We start from the raw sequence: 16,212 nt of genomic DNA on the forward strand, positions 1-16,212 counted from the left end.
TTGTTGGAGCTGTAGCAAATACGATGACAAGGATGCCCCACACCATGGTTAACCGGCACGGTAGTGTCGTCGCCGTGCAACCGTTCGGCGGCAAGGACGTGGCCTCGATCAACCGGTAGAGCGGCATCAGCGCCGGTCAGACCGGCCGCTTGCGACGACGTAAGACCTTCCTGAGATATATCTCCGCTCGAGTGAGCTCCTTTTGAACCGTGCGCTTGTGCAAGCCGAACTCGGCGGCAATCTCGCTTTGCGATTTCTCGTCGCGCCACTTGGCTAGGAATATTGCCTGCCGCCGAGGCGGGAGGGTATGAAGCGCCTGCAAAGCTCGCGTCATTTCGTCCGTGGCCAAGGTGGCGGCTTCCTGACTCGGCGCATTGTCCGGAATATCGAGAAGCCCAGCATCCTCCATGTTGATCGCGCGCCAGTCGCTCCGCCTCCTGTTCTTTGCGAGATTGATGGCCATCCGGTAGAGGTAGAAGCGTGGGTTATGGAGATCGCCGATAGACGGGTCCGCCCTCAGCTTGACATAGACGTCGTGGAGCGCCTCAGCTGCAGCCTCGGAGGAACGCAGATGCGTCGAGAGGCGCATCTGCAGCGCCCCATATTCAATCTCCAGAAGGGCAAGAAGTTGCTCAACCGGGCTCTGGTTGGTCGCTTGGAACGAAGCGTCGAATTCGCTTGCCTGCGCAGGCTGGAATGGTTCTGAGTCGTCAATCATTGCCTTCCAGACTTTAGCACGGATCGGTTCGCCAATTCCGACGTGAACTCGTTGTTTGCTCTCACCGCAGCTGACAGATTATGGCGCGGATAGAGGCTGTGGCGCAGATGTTGTGAGGAGCTAGGCCCTTTCAGCAGGGCTCCTCGGCCGACTTGTCGCCAGGGTTGAGGTCCGGATGGAGCTTCTTCGCGAGCTTGCGATACGCTTTCTGGATATCGTCCCCGCTCGCGGACGCGGCGACGCCGAGAACTTCATATGGATTGCTCACCTGCTACGCCTCCTGGTCGCGCTGAGGATCGGCGCGAACCCTTCCGCAGCATTCGCCGTCAGCCTCGGTATATCCATCTCCTGGCCGCATCCCCTCGTCACGCGGACTTCAGCCGCCTCAGGCCAAAGGCAAGTGAGATAAGGAAAACACCGCGGAAGAGAAAGCTGAAGCCGATGATCGCCGCCACGAAGGCAAGCCCTGCCAGCGGGCCGCTGATCACCAGATAAGTACCCAGCCCGATATCGATGACGCCGAGCAACAGCCTCCATCCCTCGTCATGCGTACCTTTCAGCCCAACCTTGGGAAGCACGCGTGCGATAAGCATGTTGAGACCAAGCTCCGTCACCGACATGGCCATCACCGAACAGTTCGTCCGTTTTAGTGCGCGCGCTGGCTTATATATCCCTTCAATCTCTGCCGCCATCGTCTCGCTTGCTCCCGCGCGAGGGAAATGACCATGTTTCGATTTCTTCCGCAAACATTTCCCCGGGCGCTCTGCCAAGAGAGACGATCAATCTTTCAAAGCGGATTATACCATCGCCGGCCATGATGTGGTGGATCGGGCGGGCATCTCTTATAACTCGGCATTCCGCCTCGCTCAGATCGCCATGGGCCAAACCACGGGTTACCCCGCCACCCTGATAGAATGCAGCACAAACCCCGCCGAATAGTCCCGCCAGGCCTTCAGCCCCTGGTCTCCGCCCAGTTTGGCGCCGGATACGAACGAGATCATGGGGCTATGGGCGAACCACGTCGTCACCATGCTGAATATGGTCCAGAAAAGGGCATCTGCATCGACGTCATCGCGAAAGATGCCAGCGTCCCGCCCGCGCGACACGATCTTTTCAAGGCCCTCGATCGCATTCTTTAAAACGTTCGCAAGCGAACTGCGTTTTCCCACATGGGCAAAACCATGCTGGGCCTCGTCCATCGTCATTTTGATGATCTGCGGTCGCCTAATATAGTCTGTGAAAATCCTGTCGATATACGCTTTGAGCGCGCATTCCGGGTCCAAGGCGTCCAGATCCCAATTTTCATTGAAAACCGTCGTTCCCACTGCGGCCTCTTCAAGGATCAGCGTGTACAGGTCCGCCTTGCTGCCGAAATAATAGTAGAGAAGTTGCTTTGATACCTTCGCTTTGCGCGCAATGCCGTCAACTGTAGCGCAGTCAAAGCCATGCGTGGCGAACTCCTCCTTGGCTGCGCGCTGAATATCGCCGATCGTATCTGCGGTTGATGGCCGACGTCCCAACGCCAGATCCTTTACCTCGTCGCCGCGGCCAACATCATCCGACTGAAAATTGCCCAACGCCTGTCTCCCACGGATCACGGCTCCCGCCCTGACCGAGCGGTGAATTATTGCCTTTGGCCATAATCCGCTCCGCTTCTAAGCACAACGGGCGCTCTTGGCGAGCGGCCTGGATTTCAACTGCTCGGCCATCGGCAAAATATGCCCGGGCCGCTCTGGGGGTGAAATTCCAAGCCTGTTCACAAGAGAACAAATGTTCGCGTGATGAGGATCTCTGATGTCCGAAATGACACTCTCCACCAAACCCAGGATTCCGCCGCTCGACGAAGCACGGTTTCTTGACGTCGACCTTTTCGGGCAGGAGCTGAAGGCCAACCCCGCTCCCTACTTCACCCAATGGGCAAAAAGTCCGCCCTTCTACGCGATGGTCCAGGGCCACGCCCATGTCGTCATCTCGCGGCACGCGCAAGTCCAATGGGCGCTGCGGACGCACGACATCATCAGCGCCGTGCCGCACAAGGGCTGGGGCACCGATCTGTTCGATTATTTCAACGGTTTGCCGCTGGTCGTCGATTATGATCCGCCAGAACATTCACGGGTGCGCAGGCTCATGCAGCCAGGGTTCACGCCGAGCCGGGTCGCCAAGATCCAGCCACTGATCGAGGGCATGGTCGACGAACTCGCCTTGGCCGTTGCCGAGAAAAAAACGTTCGACATGGTGACCGAGTTTGCCGGACCACTGATGTATCGCGTCTTGCTGGGCGGCGTGTTCGAATTCGATCCGGAAATCTGGCCGATCTTTATCAACCTGTCCAACGCCCTTGAACTGGTGGCAACGGTCCCGCCCGGTGCGCCCAAGCCGGCCGCATATATGGAGGCGTTCAACGCCGTCCATGACTTCTGTGGTCGACTGATCGAGGAGCGCCGGGTCGTGCCAAAGGACGACCTGGTTGGGACCGTCATCGCGGCGCACGATGAAAAAGGGTCGATCTCGATCGAAGAACTGTTTTCAACCTTGGTGCAGCTTTTCACCGCCGGTCTGGGCACGGTCACCGCCACCTCCAGCAACGCAGTGTTGCGCCTGCTGCGGCATCCCGATCAGCTGGCCCTGTTACGGGCCGACCCTTCGCTGCTGAACAAGGCGCTCGAAGAGTGCATGCGGATCGATTGCCTTGGCAATTTCCGCCATCGCTTCGTCGTCAAGGAACATGTGATCGACGGCACGCCAATCTACCCGGGGATGGTCGCGCACATGTCGCTCGGCGCGGCGAACTACGATCCGGACAAATATCCCGATCCTGCCCGGTTCGACATCACCCGCGACCCGCGCGACATCCTGACTTTCGGTTTTGGACCGCATCTGTGTCCCGGCAATATTCTGGCGCGGATGGTGACGCGTGCGATCGTCGGGCGTCTCGTCTTCGGGTTCCCCCATCTGCGCCTCGCCCATCCGGACGACGTCATCATTTATGGCGGGATGCCGACGGAACGCTTCCCGACGCACGTAAACCTGCGCGTCGATTGAATAGCGATCCGCAGCGGGTCGGGACGATCACCAAGAATAGTTCAATATTTGGGAGAGAAGCAGGATGTTGTTTGGAGATCTGAAAGGGCGCGTCGCGATCGTGACCGGCTCGGGCGCCAATATCGGCGAGGCATGCGCGCGCGCGCTCGCCGGAGCGGGCGCTGCCGTCGTGCTGGCCGACATCAATCTGACGGGCGCGCAGAAGGTGGCCGACGACATTGTCAGCGCGGGCGGAACGGCCATGGCGCACGTGCTCGACCTTGTCGACGAGGACAGCATCGCCGCCGTCATCGCCGCGACGGTGGCGCATTATGGCCGCATTGACATATTGCACAACAACGCCGCCGACACGCGCCCCGATTTCATGGCCCAGGACAAATCTTTCCTGGACATGACCTCCGAGGTCTGGGACCGGACCTTCGCCATCAACACGCGTGGACCGATGCTGATGATCAAGCATGTCGCGCCGCACATGATCGCGGGCGGCGGCGGATCCATCATCAACACAGGGTCTGGTACTGCGCTCCTAGGTGATTTGTTCCATCCGGCCTATGCGTCGTCCAAGGCTGCGCTTCACACGATGACCCGGAATGTCGCGACCCATTTCGGCCATCATAATATCCGCTGCAACGCCATCCTGCCGGGCCTTGTCCTGAGCAAGGGTGCCCGTGAGATGATGTCCGACGGTGAAATCGATTTCATCCAGCGCCATGTGTTGCTGCCGCGACAGAGCGTGCCCGAGGACATTGCAGGGCCGGTGCTGTTCCTTGCGTCCGATGCGGCCAGCTTCGTCACAGGCCAGGTGTTCAGCGCCGACGGCGGCATCGTCCACCATGTGCCGTTCTACGCCGACGTGATGGCGCAAATGAGCGCCAACTGAAACAGGATGGGAGAGCAGCTATGGCATCCTACATATTGAGCGTCATGCAGAAGCATGATCTCGAAAAATACGCCGAATATTCGGCTCAGGGCTTCGTGTCGCTCGACGGCATGGCGTTCGAGGTTACCGTCAGCGAAGGGATCGAGCCACTGGAGGGCACACCGCCGGGCAGCAGCGTCGTCATCATGAAGTTTCCCGACAATGACACGGCCATGCGCTGGTATCGCTCCGATGCGTACCAAAAGGCGATCCCCATGCGGCATGCGGCCGCCGATACCGCCTTCGTGGTTCATTTCACCGACGACAAATGATCAGAAACACGGGCTGCAACAGCAACAGGCTGGCGGCCGGGAGAGGAATGCGATGAGCAAATATACCCACATGTTCAGCCCCCTGAAGATTGGCGCGATGGAGATCAAGAACCGTGTCTTCATGTCGCCGCACGGCATGGTCGGCCTCGGCATCGGCACCGATCGGCAGGTCGGCTATTTCGAGGCGCGGGCCAAAGGCGGCGCGGGCCTGATGGTGATCGCAAGTTGCCAGGTCGTGCCTGCGCCATTGGTGCCGCCCGGCTGGTTCATCGAAGCCTATAATCCGGACCACATTCCTGCAATCCGCCGGATCGTCGATGCAGCGCACAAGCATGGTGCGAAGATCGCCGTGCAGGGCGTTTGGATGATGGCCGACGTCGATCAGGCGCAGGCATCGGGCATAGCCCCGCATACCGTCCTGTCGGACACGCAGCCACGTTCGATGACCACGATCGAGGTCGAGGCGCTGATCGAGGCCCATGCCGTGGCTGCAGCCCATGCGCAGGACGCCGGCGCCGACGGCTTCGAGTTTCCGATCAACGCGGGCGGCGGTCTGCAAAGCTTCACCTCCGAATTCTACAATGAGCGCACCGATCGCTTTGGCGGCAGTCTTGAAAACCGGATGCGCATCGTGGTCGAGATCCTTGCGGCCATCCGTCAGCGCGTCCGGCCGGACTTCGCCATCGGCATTGCGGTCAATGCCGATGAGTCCACGTTGGGCGCCAGGGGCATCGACGACGGCATCGCACAGTGCAAGATCCTGGAGGATACCGGCATGGTGGATTGGCTGCGCATCACTGCGCGCGGTCAGAAACCGCAAATGACGCAATATCACTATCCTTCTTCCTATGTGGTCAAGGAGGGGACGCATCTCGATGCCGCCGCTGCGGTGAAGAGGGCGGTTAAGCTGCCGGTCATCAGCGGAGGCCGCGTCCTGACCCCGGCCTTCGCGGACCAGGCGATTGCCGATAATCGATGCGATATGGTGTTCGTCGCCCGGTCCGTGATTGCCGACCCGGAATGGCCGAACAAATGCCGCGATGACCGTACGGCCGAAATTCGCGCATGTATCGGCGATCTGGAAGGATGCTTCCTGCGCTCCTGCTACGGTCAGCCCGTGGGCTGTACCGTCAATCCGGACATCGGCTTCGAGCACGAAGGCGATATTTTGCCTGCGGCCGTCGCAAAGCATGTCGTGATCGCCGGCGCCGGGCCTGCCGGCATGCAGGCGGCGATGGTCGCAGCGAAGCGCGGCCATACAGTCACACTGCTTGAGAAGTCGGATCAGCTTGGCGGCCATGTGACGCTTCAGGCGATGCTCCCTGGCCTTTCCGACCGAGCGGACATCATCCGCTGGCTCAAGCTCCAACTCGACAAGCTGGGTGTCGACATACGGATGAACACGGAGGCGACCATCGAGAGTGTCGCGGCGCTCAAGGCCGATGCCATCCTCGTGGCGACCGGCGCGCGCTATTCCAAGACGGGTTCCAGCAAGAATCAGCTACCGGGTGTTCCGGGCGCCGGACTCGATCATGTCTTCACGCCCGAGGAGGTGCTGCTCGAGCATGCCCGGCTGGGCAAGCGCATCATCGTCTACGACAATACGGCGTATGAGGTCGGTCCGGGCATTGCCGAATATCTTGCCGACCAGGGCAAGGACGTCACCTTCGTGACGATGGATTCGGCGATGGCCATGTCGGTGACAGAGCTTGGTCTCAACAAGCTTATCGCGCGCCGCGTCATTCCCAAGGTTCGATTTCTACCTTCGACCGAGATCGTGGAGATCGATCCCGCAAATGTCCGCCTGCGCGACTATTTCACCGGCGCTGAGACGATCCTCGAAGGCATCGACAACACCATCCTCATCACGTCCAAGCCGCCGCAGGAAAGCCTCTTCCATGCGCTGGTGGGAAGCGGGACGGATGTCCGCATCATCGGGGACGCGCGTGAGGCGCGCTGGAGCGTGTTTGCCACCGACGAGGCGATCAAGGACGGACGACGCGCAGGGATGGCGGTTTGATGGATTCTATGGATAGGAAGCCAACCGCCATTCTGGACATGGACGCTCTGCTGTGCGCGACTTTACAGGTGGCGTCAGCCCGCCGTGATTCCGTTGTCGGCACAATAGCAGACTCCATGCACCGACCGTGCCCGGTCGGAAGCCAGGAACATCAGTGGTTCGACAATGTCTTCGGGCTGGGAAGGTGGTCGTATGCCGATATAGCGCGCGATCAGACTCTGATCAGCAGCCGCGGGAAATTGCAGCGTCTGGACCATCTCGGTCAGCATGCCGCCGGGCGCCAGCGCGTTGATACGCACCGGTGCGTGCATAAATTCCATTGCGAGTGATTTGGTCAGGCTGAGCAGCGCTGCCTTCGTGGCCGCATAGGGCGCGGTATAGGCCTGCCCCAGGAACGCGGCCGTCGAAACGACGTTGACGACATTGCCCTTCGTTTCGATGAGATGGGGCATCGCCGCCTGAATCATGAAGAAGGGCGCAGTGACGTTGGCGGAGAACAGCCGGGCCCAGACATCGGCCGTGACGTCGGCGAGGGCATGGAACCGCAAGATGCCGGCAACATTGCACAGAACGTCCATACGTCCGAAAGCCTCGATCGCGGTCTCCACGGCCTTTGCGCAATTTGCCGCATCACCCAGATCACCCGCATAGATAACGCTTTCGCCGCCCGCTTCGGCAATGCGCCGCATCGTCTCAATCAGGCCGTCATTGTTGAGGTCGACCAGACACACTCTCGCGCCCTCCGCCGCAAAACGGATGCTTGCCGCACGGCCGAGGCCGGAGGCCGCTCCGGTCACTACAACGACCAGTCCCGCAAATTCGCCCTTGCTCATTTCATGCGCCCTTCGCTGCGGCGGCGACAATTGGCGTGATCGCCTCGTACATGTGGATGGCCATGTCCTCCATGGAGAAGGCCTCGCTCATTTCCATCTTTCCGGACTGAACGAGCGCGGTTAATTGCTCGACCGCAGCGCCGGGATCGTCGGTTTCCATTGTGTAGATGGCCATATAGCGCTGACGCGGTGCGCCCTCCACCGCGTCATCCATCAAACGGAAACGCTGCGCGGCAACGAAGCCAGGGACGGCGGTGACATCGGCCAGATGTCGGTTGCTGTACCAGTCGTTATATTCGTCTTCGCGGCCGGCGACGGGATTGCTGAGTACGACATAGGCAAATTGTGACATTGGCTTCTCTCTTGGCGATATATTGACTCAGGGATGCGTTGTTCGCTCTGACTTGGCGGCGAAGCGGTCCGATGCCATCCCTGCAGGCTGGTCAGCACCGGAGTCGCTTTCCCCGGCTAATATTCGGCAGGTGCCACGCGGACCACAAGGCCGTCCATCGTAGGATCGACGACGATCTGGCAGGACAGACGATAGCCTGACGGATCGTCTTCCAGCATCGAACCCTCGATAGCGCTCGCTGGCGAAATCTTGCCCTGATTGGCTTCATCGAGGATGATCTTGCAGGTGCCGCAGGAAGCTACGCCACCGCATTCGGCGCGTATGTCATCAATCCCGGATTCAATCGCCCCGCGCATCAATGTTGTGCCGACCGGAATGCTGGCGCGCATTTCGTCCCCGGAAGTCGTGATAAAGATAATCTCTGGCATGCAGACCCCTAATATGGCGGTTTTCGCCATGGCTCAGATGAGTGTTGGACGTGCGGGTAAAAATGGCCGGCACATGAGCTTTAAAGAAGCTTGGTCAGCGCCATGACCGACATGATGTCGCCCCTGACCTTGATCTTGCCTTTCACCATGGCAACCTGCGGATTCATTTCCTTGTTAAGGATCGCGACAAAGTCCTTGAGACGGGCACGGACAGTCACATCGATATTGCACGCGACAAGATCGACGAGCTTCGGCGGATTCACTGTTCCGTCGAGCAAAATCTGATCATCATCCAGATGCATCGCGATGACTTTGTTGAACGGCGCCAGCGAGCCCAATTTGGCCGAAAGAAACGACTTCACATCCTCGATCGACGGGCCGACACGTTTCTCGCCAGCCTGCGACACTTCGGCAGGCTGCGGCTTGGCGGCAGAAACCTCGCGACGCGAATTCCGCTCACCCCAGACGAGCGGCAGGTTTTTCGGCTGCAGGATTGGCCCCAACTCGGTGATAAGCTCTTCCCCCTCGGCGACGCGAAACTCAGGGATTGCCGCAAGCAGTTCTTCGATCGCCATGACCGATTCGCGCCGGGCCAGCGGCGCGCCGATACAGCGATGGATCCCGTAGGCGAACGTAATATGGCGAGGAGTCCGATCGAAATCGACGTCGAAGGGGCGTTCCCATGCCGCCGGATCGGTGTTGGCCAATGTCGTGGGCATGGCAATCTTGTCGCCCGGCATGATAGTGACACCGTGAAGGCTCGTTTGTTTGATACAGGTGCGGAAGGTCGTCACTGCGGCGTAGCGGCGGTACATTTCCTCAACCGCAGCGGGGATCAGGGAGGGATCGGCGCGCAGGCGGCGCTGGTCTGCGGGATGCTCGGCGAGATGACGGATCTGCCAGGCGATGTTGGTTGAAACGGTGTCGAGGCCGCCAATGAACAGGTTGAAACAGAGTCCGATCAGTTCGTCATCGTTGAGTTTGCGACCCTCGACCGTTGCAGTCACGGCGAAGCTGACCAGATCGTCGCCGGGATTTTTCCGGCGATCCTCGATCACTTCCCGCAGATAATCGACGGATAGTCGCGTTCCCCTGGCTACGTCTTCAATGTCCAGACTGTGGAGCAGCATGAACTCCCATTCGAGGAATTGCTCCATCCGCTCGCGCGGGAGCCCCATCAGATCGAGGAACACGATAATGGGAAACCGCAGCGCAAATGCGCCCATAAACTCGCATTCGTCGCCGTCCTTGAATTTCGCGATAGAGTCACGCGCCGCCTCGCGCACCCTGTCTTCCAGCGCGCGCATCCGGGCAGGCGTAAAAAGCGGGTTGAGCAGAGTCCGGTACATCGAATGCGCCGGCGGATCGATCTCGACCGGCACGAGACTCCAATTTTCACCGATCAGCATCGGGAAGGGAGAGAAGGCTTCACTCGAAAAATGTTCGGTGTCCATGTACAGGGCTTGCAGCGTTTCAAGACGCCGCGGGATCCAGGCCGGCTGGAAGCCCGGATAGAAGTTGGTGGAATAGATCAGGTCCGGGCCATCGTGCAGAGCGGGAACCATGGAGTTGAACGGATTTTGCGATGTCTGCCCCCCCATGATGAAAGGATAGGTCTCACGCACCAGTTCGCCTGGAACATGGGCGGGCACATCGCTGGCCATCATTTGGGTGTCACTCATGCAAATCCTCAATTCCGTCGACGCGATCGACCGTTCGCTGATAGGCACTGGTGCCCGGGGCGAAAATCCCCGTTCGTTGTAGTGTTGACCTAGCTAAGCGACGACGCAGTGGACGGCCCTCCACCGGGCGACATCAAAGGAAGTGTGCGATGGATGATGTGGCCCCGATTGACCGGCGGACACGACGCAAGTCGAAAAAGGAGGGTTTGAAACATATATTGACGGCAGCAACCAATGAGTTCTGCCGCGCGGGCCTTGCAGGCGCCAAGCTTGACGTGATCGCGATGGAGGCGGGCGTATCCAAGCAGCTGATCCACCATTATTTTCGGACAAAGGCCGAACTTTATGCGGCGGTCATGGAGGAGGTTTCGGCGCAGGCGATCCAGCAACTTTCAATTCCCGATTATGAATCGCTTGGCCCAGAAGATGCGATCAGGGTGTTTCTTGGCGGTGTGTTCGACCTTTTCGTTCGCTGGCCTTTTCTCTCCGGGCTTTTCAATGACCAAAGCCTTTATGGCGGAGAGCATATTCCCGAGTGCCGCGAACTCAAACGACGCAGTCCCCAATTGATGGCGCGTCTTTCAACCATCTTCCGCGCTGGCCAGAGCGCGGGGACCTTCCGCAAGGAACTGGAGCCGGATGCAGTCTTCGCCGTCGCAATCATGGCGATGATCGGCAATTTCACGGGTGGCAAAATCATCGCGGGCTTCATTCCAGCCGATTTTTCGGCTCCCGAGCGTCTTGGCTTCTGGCGAACGTTCGCAGCCGATTTCGCGTTGAGTGCGATAGTGCGGTAGCGTCGATCTGCGGTAAAGCCTGGTCCATCTGGATGGCCAACGACGAGTTCAGCGTGTGCCCCACAGCTATGCCTGTCACCGATCCGAGCGTTGGGCGATAGCGACCTCCAATTTCGGTTGCTGTCTGCGGAGCCGGTTTCTGATTCAACCGCCCACTGTAGCATTCGAGCCTGGGATGTCCGCTCTATGACAGCGATACGCGCGATTTCTACCGAATAGCCGAGCCCCGACCAGCTTTTGGTAGCGGACCACACTTGCGTCGCCATCAGCAGCGGTTTCGCCTATGTCGCAAATCTCCTCAATGCCCTGCTCCCGTCAAAGGCTATGCGATCGGCAAATCGAGCGGCGGCGTCCGCGGCCGGGACTTGTCCATCTAGCTAGGCCCTTTCAGCAGGACTCATGGCTCGGTTACGACTTGCGCCGCGGAGCCAGAATCGGACCCGGTTTGCGGCCTCGCGATCGCCGGATATCCCGGCGTCGCGCCGCCTGCGTTTCCGTTCGCATCTGTGCGAGCACCTGGCGAAGGCCATGCAATTGATCCACGAGGTGGAGCACGATGTCGACGCCTTCGTCGTTCACGCCGAAGTCTCGCTTCAGATCATGTATGAGGCGCGCGCGGGCCGCGTCCATGTCGGTCAGGACGATGGTCGTGGATCGGCGCTCGCCAAGGAGCCATTCGCGATCGATCCACTGCTCGAGCGAGTGGAGTTCGATCCCCGAGCGGGATAGAAATTCGTCCAAGTCTATCATCGCGAGGCCTCACGAGGATTGAAATTCTTGCCGGCTTCCCAAGTCGAAACGAATTGTATGAGTTCCGGATCGGCCGGCTTGGGCAGCACGATCCTGAGCTTCACGAATTGATCGCCACGACCGCCGCCCAGCCGAGGGGCACCCTTGCCTTTGAGGCGCAGCGTGCTGCCACTGTTCGAATTGGCCGGCACGGTCATCGTCACATCACCGGTTGGCGTGGGAACGCGGATCTTGCCGCCGAGGACGGCTTCCCTCAGCGAGATCGGAACGTCGATCGTGATGTCGTCGCCATTGCGGAGGAAGCGTGGGTCGGATCGAACCTCGATCTCGATATATGCGTCTCCTGGGCCGCCCTTGCCGGCGCCAGGTGCGCCCTTGCCCTTGAGGCGCAGCGATTGACCATCAACGACGCCCGCCGGGATCGTCACGTCGAGCGTGCCGCCCGCTGGCAGGGTTATCCGCTGTGAACCGCCGGTGATCGACTCCACGAAGCTGACCGAAAGGCGATAGTGCAGGTCCTGCCCGCGGCGATTGGCGCGCGCCTGTGCGCTGCGACGGAAGAGTTCGGCGAACGGATCGTCGCCTGCGGCAAAATCCGCAAAGCCAGCGCTACTCGAATAATGGCCGGGGTCCGACCCGGCATAGTCACGATAATATTGCTGTTGGGGCCGCTCTGCGCCGGTCTCGTCGATCTCGCCCGTGTCGTAACGCCTGCGTTTCTCCGGGTTGCTCAGCAGATCGTAGGCGCCTGCGACTTGCTTGAACTTGTCCTCGGCCGACTTGTCGCCAGGGTTGAGGTCCGGATGGAGCTTCTTCGCGAGCTTGCGATACGCTTTCTGGATATCGTCCCCGCTCGCGGACGCGGCGACGCCGAGAACTTCATATGGATTGCTCACCTGTTACGCCTCCTGGCCGCGCTGAGGATCGGCGCGAACCCTTCCGCAGCATTCGCCGTCAGCCTCGGTATATCCATCTCCTGGCCGCATCCCCTCGTCACGCGGACTTCAGCCGCCTCAGGCCAAAGGCAAGTGAGATAAGGAAAACACCGCGGAAGAGAAAGCTGAAGCCGATGATCGCCGCCACGAAGGCAAGCCCTGCCAGCGGGCCGCTGATCACCAGATAGGTACCCAGCCCGATATCGACGACGCCGAGCAACAGCCTCCATCCCTTGTCATGCGTACCTTTCAGTCCATAGAAAAGCTGGGAAAATCCTGAGACGAACAGCCACAGCCCGATCGCCCAAGCGAGCGATGCGGCACCCTGGAATGGATCGAACAGCACGAAGAGGCCTGCGAGTACCGCCACGACGCCGAGGAGCAACTCCAGCACCTTCGATCGGGTGGAAAAGGCTGACAGTCCAGCGACTATCGCGATGACGCCATAGGCAAGCAATATCGCTCCGAAGATCACGCCGGCGGCAAAGCCCGTCGCGAGCGGGTTCAGGAAAGCCAGGATCCCGCCCAGGATCAGGAGCACGCCATAGGTCAGAACCCATCCCCAACCGGTGGATGCCGGAAACGGCGAACCCCAGACCCCCTTATTTGCTTCGTGCGCGCTCATAAGCTTTCTCCCTAATTCGTTCGGGCAATCCTTCGTCAACTGCTGCTGTCGCCCAATTCAGTCCCACGCTATTCCAGGCGGCCATCGTAACTCTTAGCCTAGATTCAGCACGAGTGCTCCGTCACCCTCATCGATATGGACGGTCGATCCGTCGCGGATCTCGCCCTGGAGGATCAAGTCGGCGAGCGGATCCTGGAGAAAGCGTTGCACCGCGCGTTTCAATGGCCGCGCGCCGTAGACCGGATCATAGCCGGCGCGGCCGAGCCAGGCGCGGGCCGCATCGGTGAGGTCGAGCGTGATCTTGCGGTCCTGGAGCAGCTTGCCGACGCGGGCGACCTGAATATCGACGATGGGCGCCATATGGTCGGCGCCCAGCCTGTGGAACAGAATAATCTCGTCGAGGCGGTTGAGGAATTCCGGTCGGAAATGGCCGCGGACGATTTCCATCACCTGGTCCTCGACCTTCTCGACCGATTCGTCGTCGGCGAGGCCCGCAATATACTGGCTGCCCAGATTGCTGGTCAGCACGATGATGGTGTTGGTGAAGTCGACCGTGCGGCCCTGGCCGTCGGTCAGCCGCCCGTCGTCGAGCACCTGCAGGAGAATGTTGAACACGTCGCCATGCGCCTTCTCGACCTCGTCGAAGAGGACGACCTGATAGGGGCGGCGGCGAACCGCTTCAGTCAGCACGCCGCCCTCTTCATAGCCCACGTAGCCCGGAGGGGCGCCGATCAGCCTGGCGACCGAGTGTTTCTCCATGAACTCGCTCATATCGATGCGAACCATCGCGTTGTCGTCGTCGAACAGGAAGCCGGCGAGCGCCTTGGTGAGCTCGGTCTTGCCGACGCCTGTGGGCCCTAGGAACAGGAATGAGCCCAGGGGCCGATTGGGGTCCTGCAGACCGGCACGCGCGCGGCGCACGGCGGTCGACACGGCGCGGACCGCATCGGCCTGGCCGATGACGCGCTTGCCGATCGTCTCTTCCATGGCGAGCAGCTTCTCGCGTTCGCCGGTCATCATTCGCTCGACCGGAATGCCGGTCCAGCGCGCGACGACGCCGGCGATGTCCTCCGCTGTCACCTCCTCGCGCAGCATTGCGCCTTCGGCTGCGCCCGCCGCATCGGCCAGCTGCTTTTCGAGCGTGGGAATGGTGCCGTATTGCAGTTCGCCTGCCTTGGCGAGGTCGCCCGAGCGCTGCGCCTGGTCGAGCTCGATGCGTGCAGCGTCGAGCTGTTCCTTGATACGGCTCTCACCCGCGATCTTTTCCTTCTCGGCCTGCCAGCGCGAGGTGAGTTCATCCGATTGCTGCTCGAGATTGGCGAGATCCTGCTCCAGCGTCTCCAGTCGGTCCTTCGACGCCTTGTCGGTCTCCTTTTTCAGCGCCTCCCGCTCGATCTTGAGCTGGATGATGCGCCGATCGAGATTCTCGATCTCCTCGGGCTTGGATTCGACTTCCATACGCAGGCGCGAGGCCGCCTCATCCATGAGGTCGATCGCCTTGTCCGGCAGGAAGCGGTCGGTGATGTAGCGGTGGGACAAGGTCGCCGCCGAGACCAGCGCGCCATCGGTGATGCGCACGCCATGGTGCAGCTCATATTTTTCCTTCAGGCCGCGCAGGATCGAGATGGTATCTTCGACCGTGGGCTCACCGACGAAGACGGGCTGGAAGCGCCGCTGGAGGGCTGGATCCTTCTCGACATGCTTGCGATATTCATCGAGCGTGGTCGCGCCGATGCAATGGAGTTCGCCGCGCGCGAGCGCGGGCTTGAGCAGGTTGGATGCGTCCATCGCGCCTTCGCCCTTGCCGGCGCCGATTAGCGTATGCATCTCGTCGATGAACAGGACGATATGGCCCTCGGCGGCCTTCACCTCATCGAGCACACCCTTCAGCCGCTCCTCGAACTCGCCGCGATATTTGGCCCCGGCGATCAGGCTGCCCATGTCGAGCGCCATCAGCGCGCGGTCCTTGAGCGTATCGGGCACGTCGCCATTGGCGATGCGCAGGGCGAGCCCTTCGGCGATCGCGGTCTTGCCGACGCCGGGTTCGCCGATGAGGACGGGATTGTTCTTCGTGCGCCTGGCAAGGATCTGGATGGTCCGACGGATCTCCTCATCGCGGCCGATGACCGGATCGAGCTTGCCTTCGCGGGCCGCTTCGGTGAGGTCGCGTGCGAACTTCTTGAGCGCGTCGTAGCGATCCTCGGCCGAGGCCGTGTCCGCGGTCTTTCCCTTGCGCAGCGCGCTGATCGCCGCATTCAGCGCTTCTGCCTTCAAGCCCGCTGAGGCCAGGGACTTGCCGGCCGCGGTGTTTGAGGCCAGCGCTAGCGCAAGAAGCAGCCGCTCGACGGTGACATAGCTGTCGCCCGCCTTCTGCGCGACCTGCTCGGCCTGATCGAGCACCCGCACAGCATCATTATCGAGGCTCGGGGCCGATTGCGCGCCGCTGCCTGAAACCGATGGCACCTTGGCGAGCGCGGCGTCGGTCTGCCGCGTCGCCACGGCGGGATCGCCGCCTGCCGCGCGGATGAGGCCGCTTGCCATGCCCTGCTCATCCTCGAGCAAAGCTTTCAGAAGATGTTCCGGGCTTATCCGCTGATGGCTCATGCGGATCGCGACGGTTTGCGCGCTCTGGAGGAAGCCCTTGGCGCGATCGGTGAATTTTTCGAGATTCATTGATTCCTCGTTTTTCCGTTTGGCGTGAGTACCGATCGCGTCTCACCCCATTGTCGGTTCGACGTCGCACGTGATGGCCAAGGGTTATCGAACCGATTCCAACACGGCCGATGAAGGCCCTATCGATTGGTTCGGCAAAGTCGGAGATTTCTTGGCATAGCGTGTT

Annotated in this window: 17 protein-coding genes; 5 read left to right on the forward strand and 12 right to left on the reverse strand. The window is 60.6% G+C overall.

Going from position 1 to position 16,212, the window contains the following annotated elements; genetic code table 11:
* Positions 1-136: 136 nt before the first annotated feature.
* The 4 genes from WFR25_RS18525 to WFR25_RS18540 form a co-directional block, all read right to left on the reverse strand.
* Positions 137-718 (reverse strand): RNA polymerase sigma factor, encoded by a 582-nt coding sequence (locus tag WFR25_RS18525; protein ID WP_169575445.1) that lies wholly within the window; start codon positions 716-718, stop codon positions 137-139.
* 130 nt (positions 719-848) lie between these two features.
* Complete coding sequence (locus WFR25_RS18530; protein ID WP_408021805.1) at positions 849-986, reverse strand: DnaJ domain-containing protein; 138 nt, start codon at positions 984-986, stop codon at positions 849-851.
* Positions 987-1,083: 97 nt separating this feature from the next.
* Positions 1,084-1,410, reverse strand: a complete 327-nt coding sequence (locus WFR25_RS18535) for a hypothetical protein (RefSeq protein ID WP_169575446.1) — start codon at positions 1,408-1,410, stop codon at positions 1,084-1,086.
* Between the two features lie 201 nt (positions 1,411-1,611).
* Positions 1,612-2,316 (reverse strand): TetR/AcrR family transcriptional regulator, encoded by a 705-nt coding sequence (locus WFR25_RS18540; RefSeq protein ID WP_336972877.1) that lies wholly within the window; start codon positions 2,314-2,316, stop codon positions 1,612-1,614.
* A gap of 196 nt (positions 2,317-2,512) precedes the next feature.
* Between WFR25_RS18540 and WFR25_RS18545 the strand changes: the two genes are divergently transcribed.
* The 4 genes from WFR25_RS18545 (at position 2,513) to WFR25_RS18560 (ending at position 6,971) form a co-directional block, all read left to right on the forward strand.
* Positions 2,513-3,760 (forward strand): cytochrome P450, encoded by a 1,248-nt coding sequence (locus WFR25_RS18545; protein WP_336972879.1) that lies wholly within the window; start codon positions 2,513-2,515, stop codon positions 3,758-3,760.
* A gap of 64 nt (positions 3,761-3,824) precedes the next feature.
* Entirely contained in the window at positions 3,825-4,640 is an 816-nt protein-coding gene (locus WFR25_RS18550) for an SDR family NAD(P)-dependent oxidoreductase (protein WP_169575449.1), read from the forward strand.
* A gap of 20 nt (positions 4,641-4,660) precedes the next feature.
* On the forward strand, positions 4,661-4,951 hold the full coding sequence (locus WFR25_RS18555; RefSeq protein ID WP_169575450.1) for a DUF1330 domain-containing protein: 291 nt from the start codon (positions 4,661-4,663) through the stop codon (positions 4,949-4,951).
* A 52-nt stretch (positions 4,952-5,003) separates the two neighbouring features.
* Positions 5,004-6,971: an oxidoreductase gene (locus tag WFR25_RS18560; RefSeq protein ID WP_336972880.1), complete on the forward strand. Its 1,968-nt coding sequence runs from the start codon at positions 5,004-5,006 to the stop codon at positions 6,969-6,971.
* 74 nt (positions 6,972-7,045) lie between these two features.
* Here WFR25_RS18560 and WFR25_RS18565 read toward each other — a convergent pair whose 3' ends face one another.
* From WFR25_RS18565 to WFR25_RS18580, 4 genes are all read right to left on the reverse strand, one after another.
* Entirely contained in the window at positions 7,046-7,804 is a 759-nt protein-coding gene (locus WFR25_RS18565) for an SDR family NAD(P)-dependent oxidoreductase (protein WP_169575452.1), read from the reverse strand.
* A 1-nt stretch (position 7,805) separates the two neighbouring features.
* Positions 7,806-8,156 (reverse strand): DUF4286 family protein, encoded by a 351-nt coding sequence (locus WFR25_RS18570; RefSeq protein WP_169575453.1) that lies wholly within the window; start codon positions 8,154-8,156, stop codon positions 7,806-7,808.
* A gap of 116 nt (positions 8,157-8,272) precedes the next feature.
* Entirely contained in the window at positions 8,273-8,584 is a 312-nt protein-coding gene (locus WFR25_RS18575) for a 2Fe-2S iron-sulfur cluster-binding protein (protein ID WP_169575454.1), read from the reverse strand.
* 80 nt (positions 8,585-8,664) lie between these two features.
* Complete coding sequence (locus WFR25_RS18580; protein ID WP_336972883.1) at positions 8,665-10,266, reverse strand: cytochrome P450; 1,602 nt, start codon at positions 10,264-10,266, stop codon at positions 8,665-8,667.
* A gap of 149 nt (positions 10,267-10,415) precedes the next feature.
* On the opposite strand from WFR25_RS18580, the gene WFR25_RS18585 reads away from it, so the two are divergent.
* Complete coding sequence (locus tag WFR25_RS18585) at positions 10,416-11,063, forward strand: TetR/AcrR family transcriptional regulator (protein WP_169572621.1); 648 nt, start codon at positions 10,416-10,418, stop codon at positions 11,061-11,063.
* A 408-nt stretch (positions 11,064-11,471) separates the two neighbouring features.
* Here WFR25_RS18585 and WFR25_RS18590 read toward each other — a convergent pair whose 3' ends face one another.
* The 4 genes from WFR25_RS18590 to clpB form a co-directional block, all read right to left on the reverse strand.
* Positions 11,472-11,813 carry a chaperone modulator CbpM gene (locus tag WFR25_RS18590; protein ID WP_169572619.1) on the reverse strand — a complete coding sequence of 114 codons (342 nt, stop codon included), beginning with the start codon at positions 11,811-11,813 and terminating at the stop codon, positions 11,472-11,474.
* The gene (locus WFR25_RS18595) at positions 11,810-12,709 is read right to left on the reverse strand and encodes a DnaJ C-terminal domain-containing protein (RefSeq protein WP_169572617.1); all 900 of its coding nucleotides are present in this window, start codon (positions 12,707-12,709) and stop codon (positions 11,810-11,812) included. Before WFR25_RS18595 ends, WFR25_RS18590 begins: the two co-directional genes overlap by 4 nt.
* Before the next feature lie 97 nt (positions 12,710-12,806).
* Positions 12,807-13,373, reverse strand: a complete 567-nt coding sequence (locus tag WFR25_RS18600) for an HdeD family acid-resistance protein (protein ID WP_043152247.1) — start codon at positions 13,371-13,373, stop codon at positions 12,807-12,809.
* A 93-nt stretch (positions 13,374-13,466) separates the two neighbouring features.
* Complete coding sequence (gene clpB, locus WFR25_RS18605; protein WP_169572615.1) at positions 13,467-16,046, reverse strand: ATP-dependent chaperone ClpB; 2,580 nt, start codon at positions 16,044-16,046, stop codon at positions 13,467-13,469.
* Between the last annotated feature and the right edge of the window lie 166 nt (positions 16,047-16,212).

Source organism: Sphingobium aromaticiconvertens, assembly GCF_037154075.1.
Taxonomy (GTDB): domain Bacteria; phylum Pseudomonadota; class Alphaproteobacteria; order Sphingomonadales; family Sphingomonadaceae; genus Sphingobium; species Sphingobium aromaticiconvertens.

Excerpts from the sequence above, each read along its gene's own strand:
- WFR25_RS18570 (WP_169575453.1), bottom strand. The coding sequence starts at position 8,156 with ATGTCACAATTTGCCTATGTCGTACTCAGCAATCCCGTCGCCGGCCGC.
- WFR25_RS18565 (WP_169575452.1), bottom strand. The coding sequence starts at position 7,804 with ATGAGCAAGGGCGAATTTGCGGGACTGGTCGTTGTAGTGACCGGAGCG.
- WFR25_RS18550 (WP_169575449.1), top strand. The coding sequence starts at position 3,825 with ATGTTGTTTGGAGATCTGAAAGGGCGCGTCGCGATCGTGACCGGCTCG.
- WFR25_RS18545 (WP_336972879.1), top strand. The coding sequence starts at position 2,513 with ATGTCCGAAATGACACTCTCCACCAAACCCAGGATTCCGCCGCTCGAC.
- WFR25_RS18585 (WP_169572621.1), top strand. The coding sequence starts at position 10,416 with ATGGATGATGTGGCCCCGATTGACCGGCGGACACGACGCAAGTCGAAA.
- WFR25_RS18560 (WP_336972880.1), top strand. The coding sequence starts at position 5,004 with ATGAGCAAATATACCCACATGTTCAGCCCCCTGAAGATTGGCGCGATG.
- WFR25_RS18580 (WP_336972883.1), bottom strand. The coding sequence starts at position 10,266 with ATGAGTGACACCCAAATGATGGCCAGCGATGTGCCCGCCCATGTTCCA.
- clpB (WP_169572615.1), bottom strand. The coding sequence starts at position 16,046 with ATGAATCTCGAAAAATTCACCGATCGCGCCAAGGGCTTCCTCCAGAGC.
- WFR25_RS18525 (WP_169575445.1), bottom strand. The coding sequence starts at position 718 with ATGATTGACGACTCAGAACCATTCCAGCCTGCGCAGGCAAGCGAATTC.
- WFR25_RS18575 (WP_169575454.1), bottom strand. The coding sequence starts at position 8,584 with ATGCCAGAGATTATCTTTATCACGACTTCCGGGGACGAAATGCGCGCC.
- WFR25_RS18590 (WP_169572619.1), bottom strand. The coding sequence starts at position 11,813 with ATGATAGACTTGGACGAATTTCTATCCCGCTCGGGGATCGAACTCCAC.
- WFR25_RS18555 (WP_169575450.1), top strand. The coding sequence starts at position 4,661 with ATGGCATCCTACATATTGAGCGTCATGCAGAAGCATGATCTCGAAAAA.
- WFR25_RS18600 (WP_043152247.1), bottom strand. The coding sequence starts at position 13,373 with ATGAGCGCGCACGAAGCAAATAAGGGGGTCTGGGGTTCGCCGTTTCCG.
- WFR25_RS18535 (WP_169575446.1), bottom strand. The coding sequence starts at position 1,410 with ATGGCGGCAGAGATTGAAGGGATATATAAGCCAGCGCGCGCACTAAAA.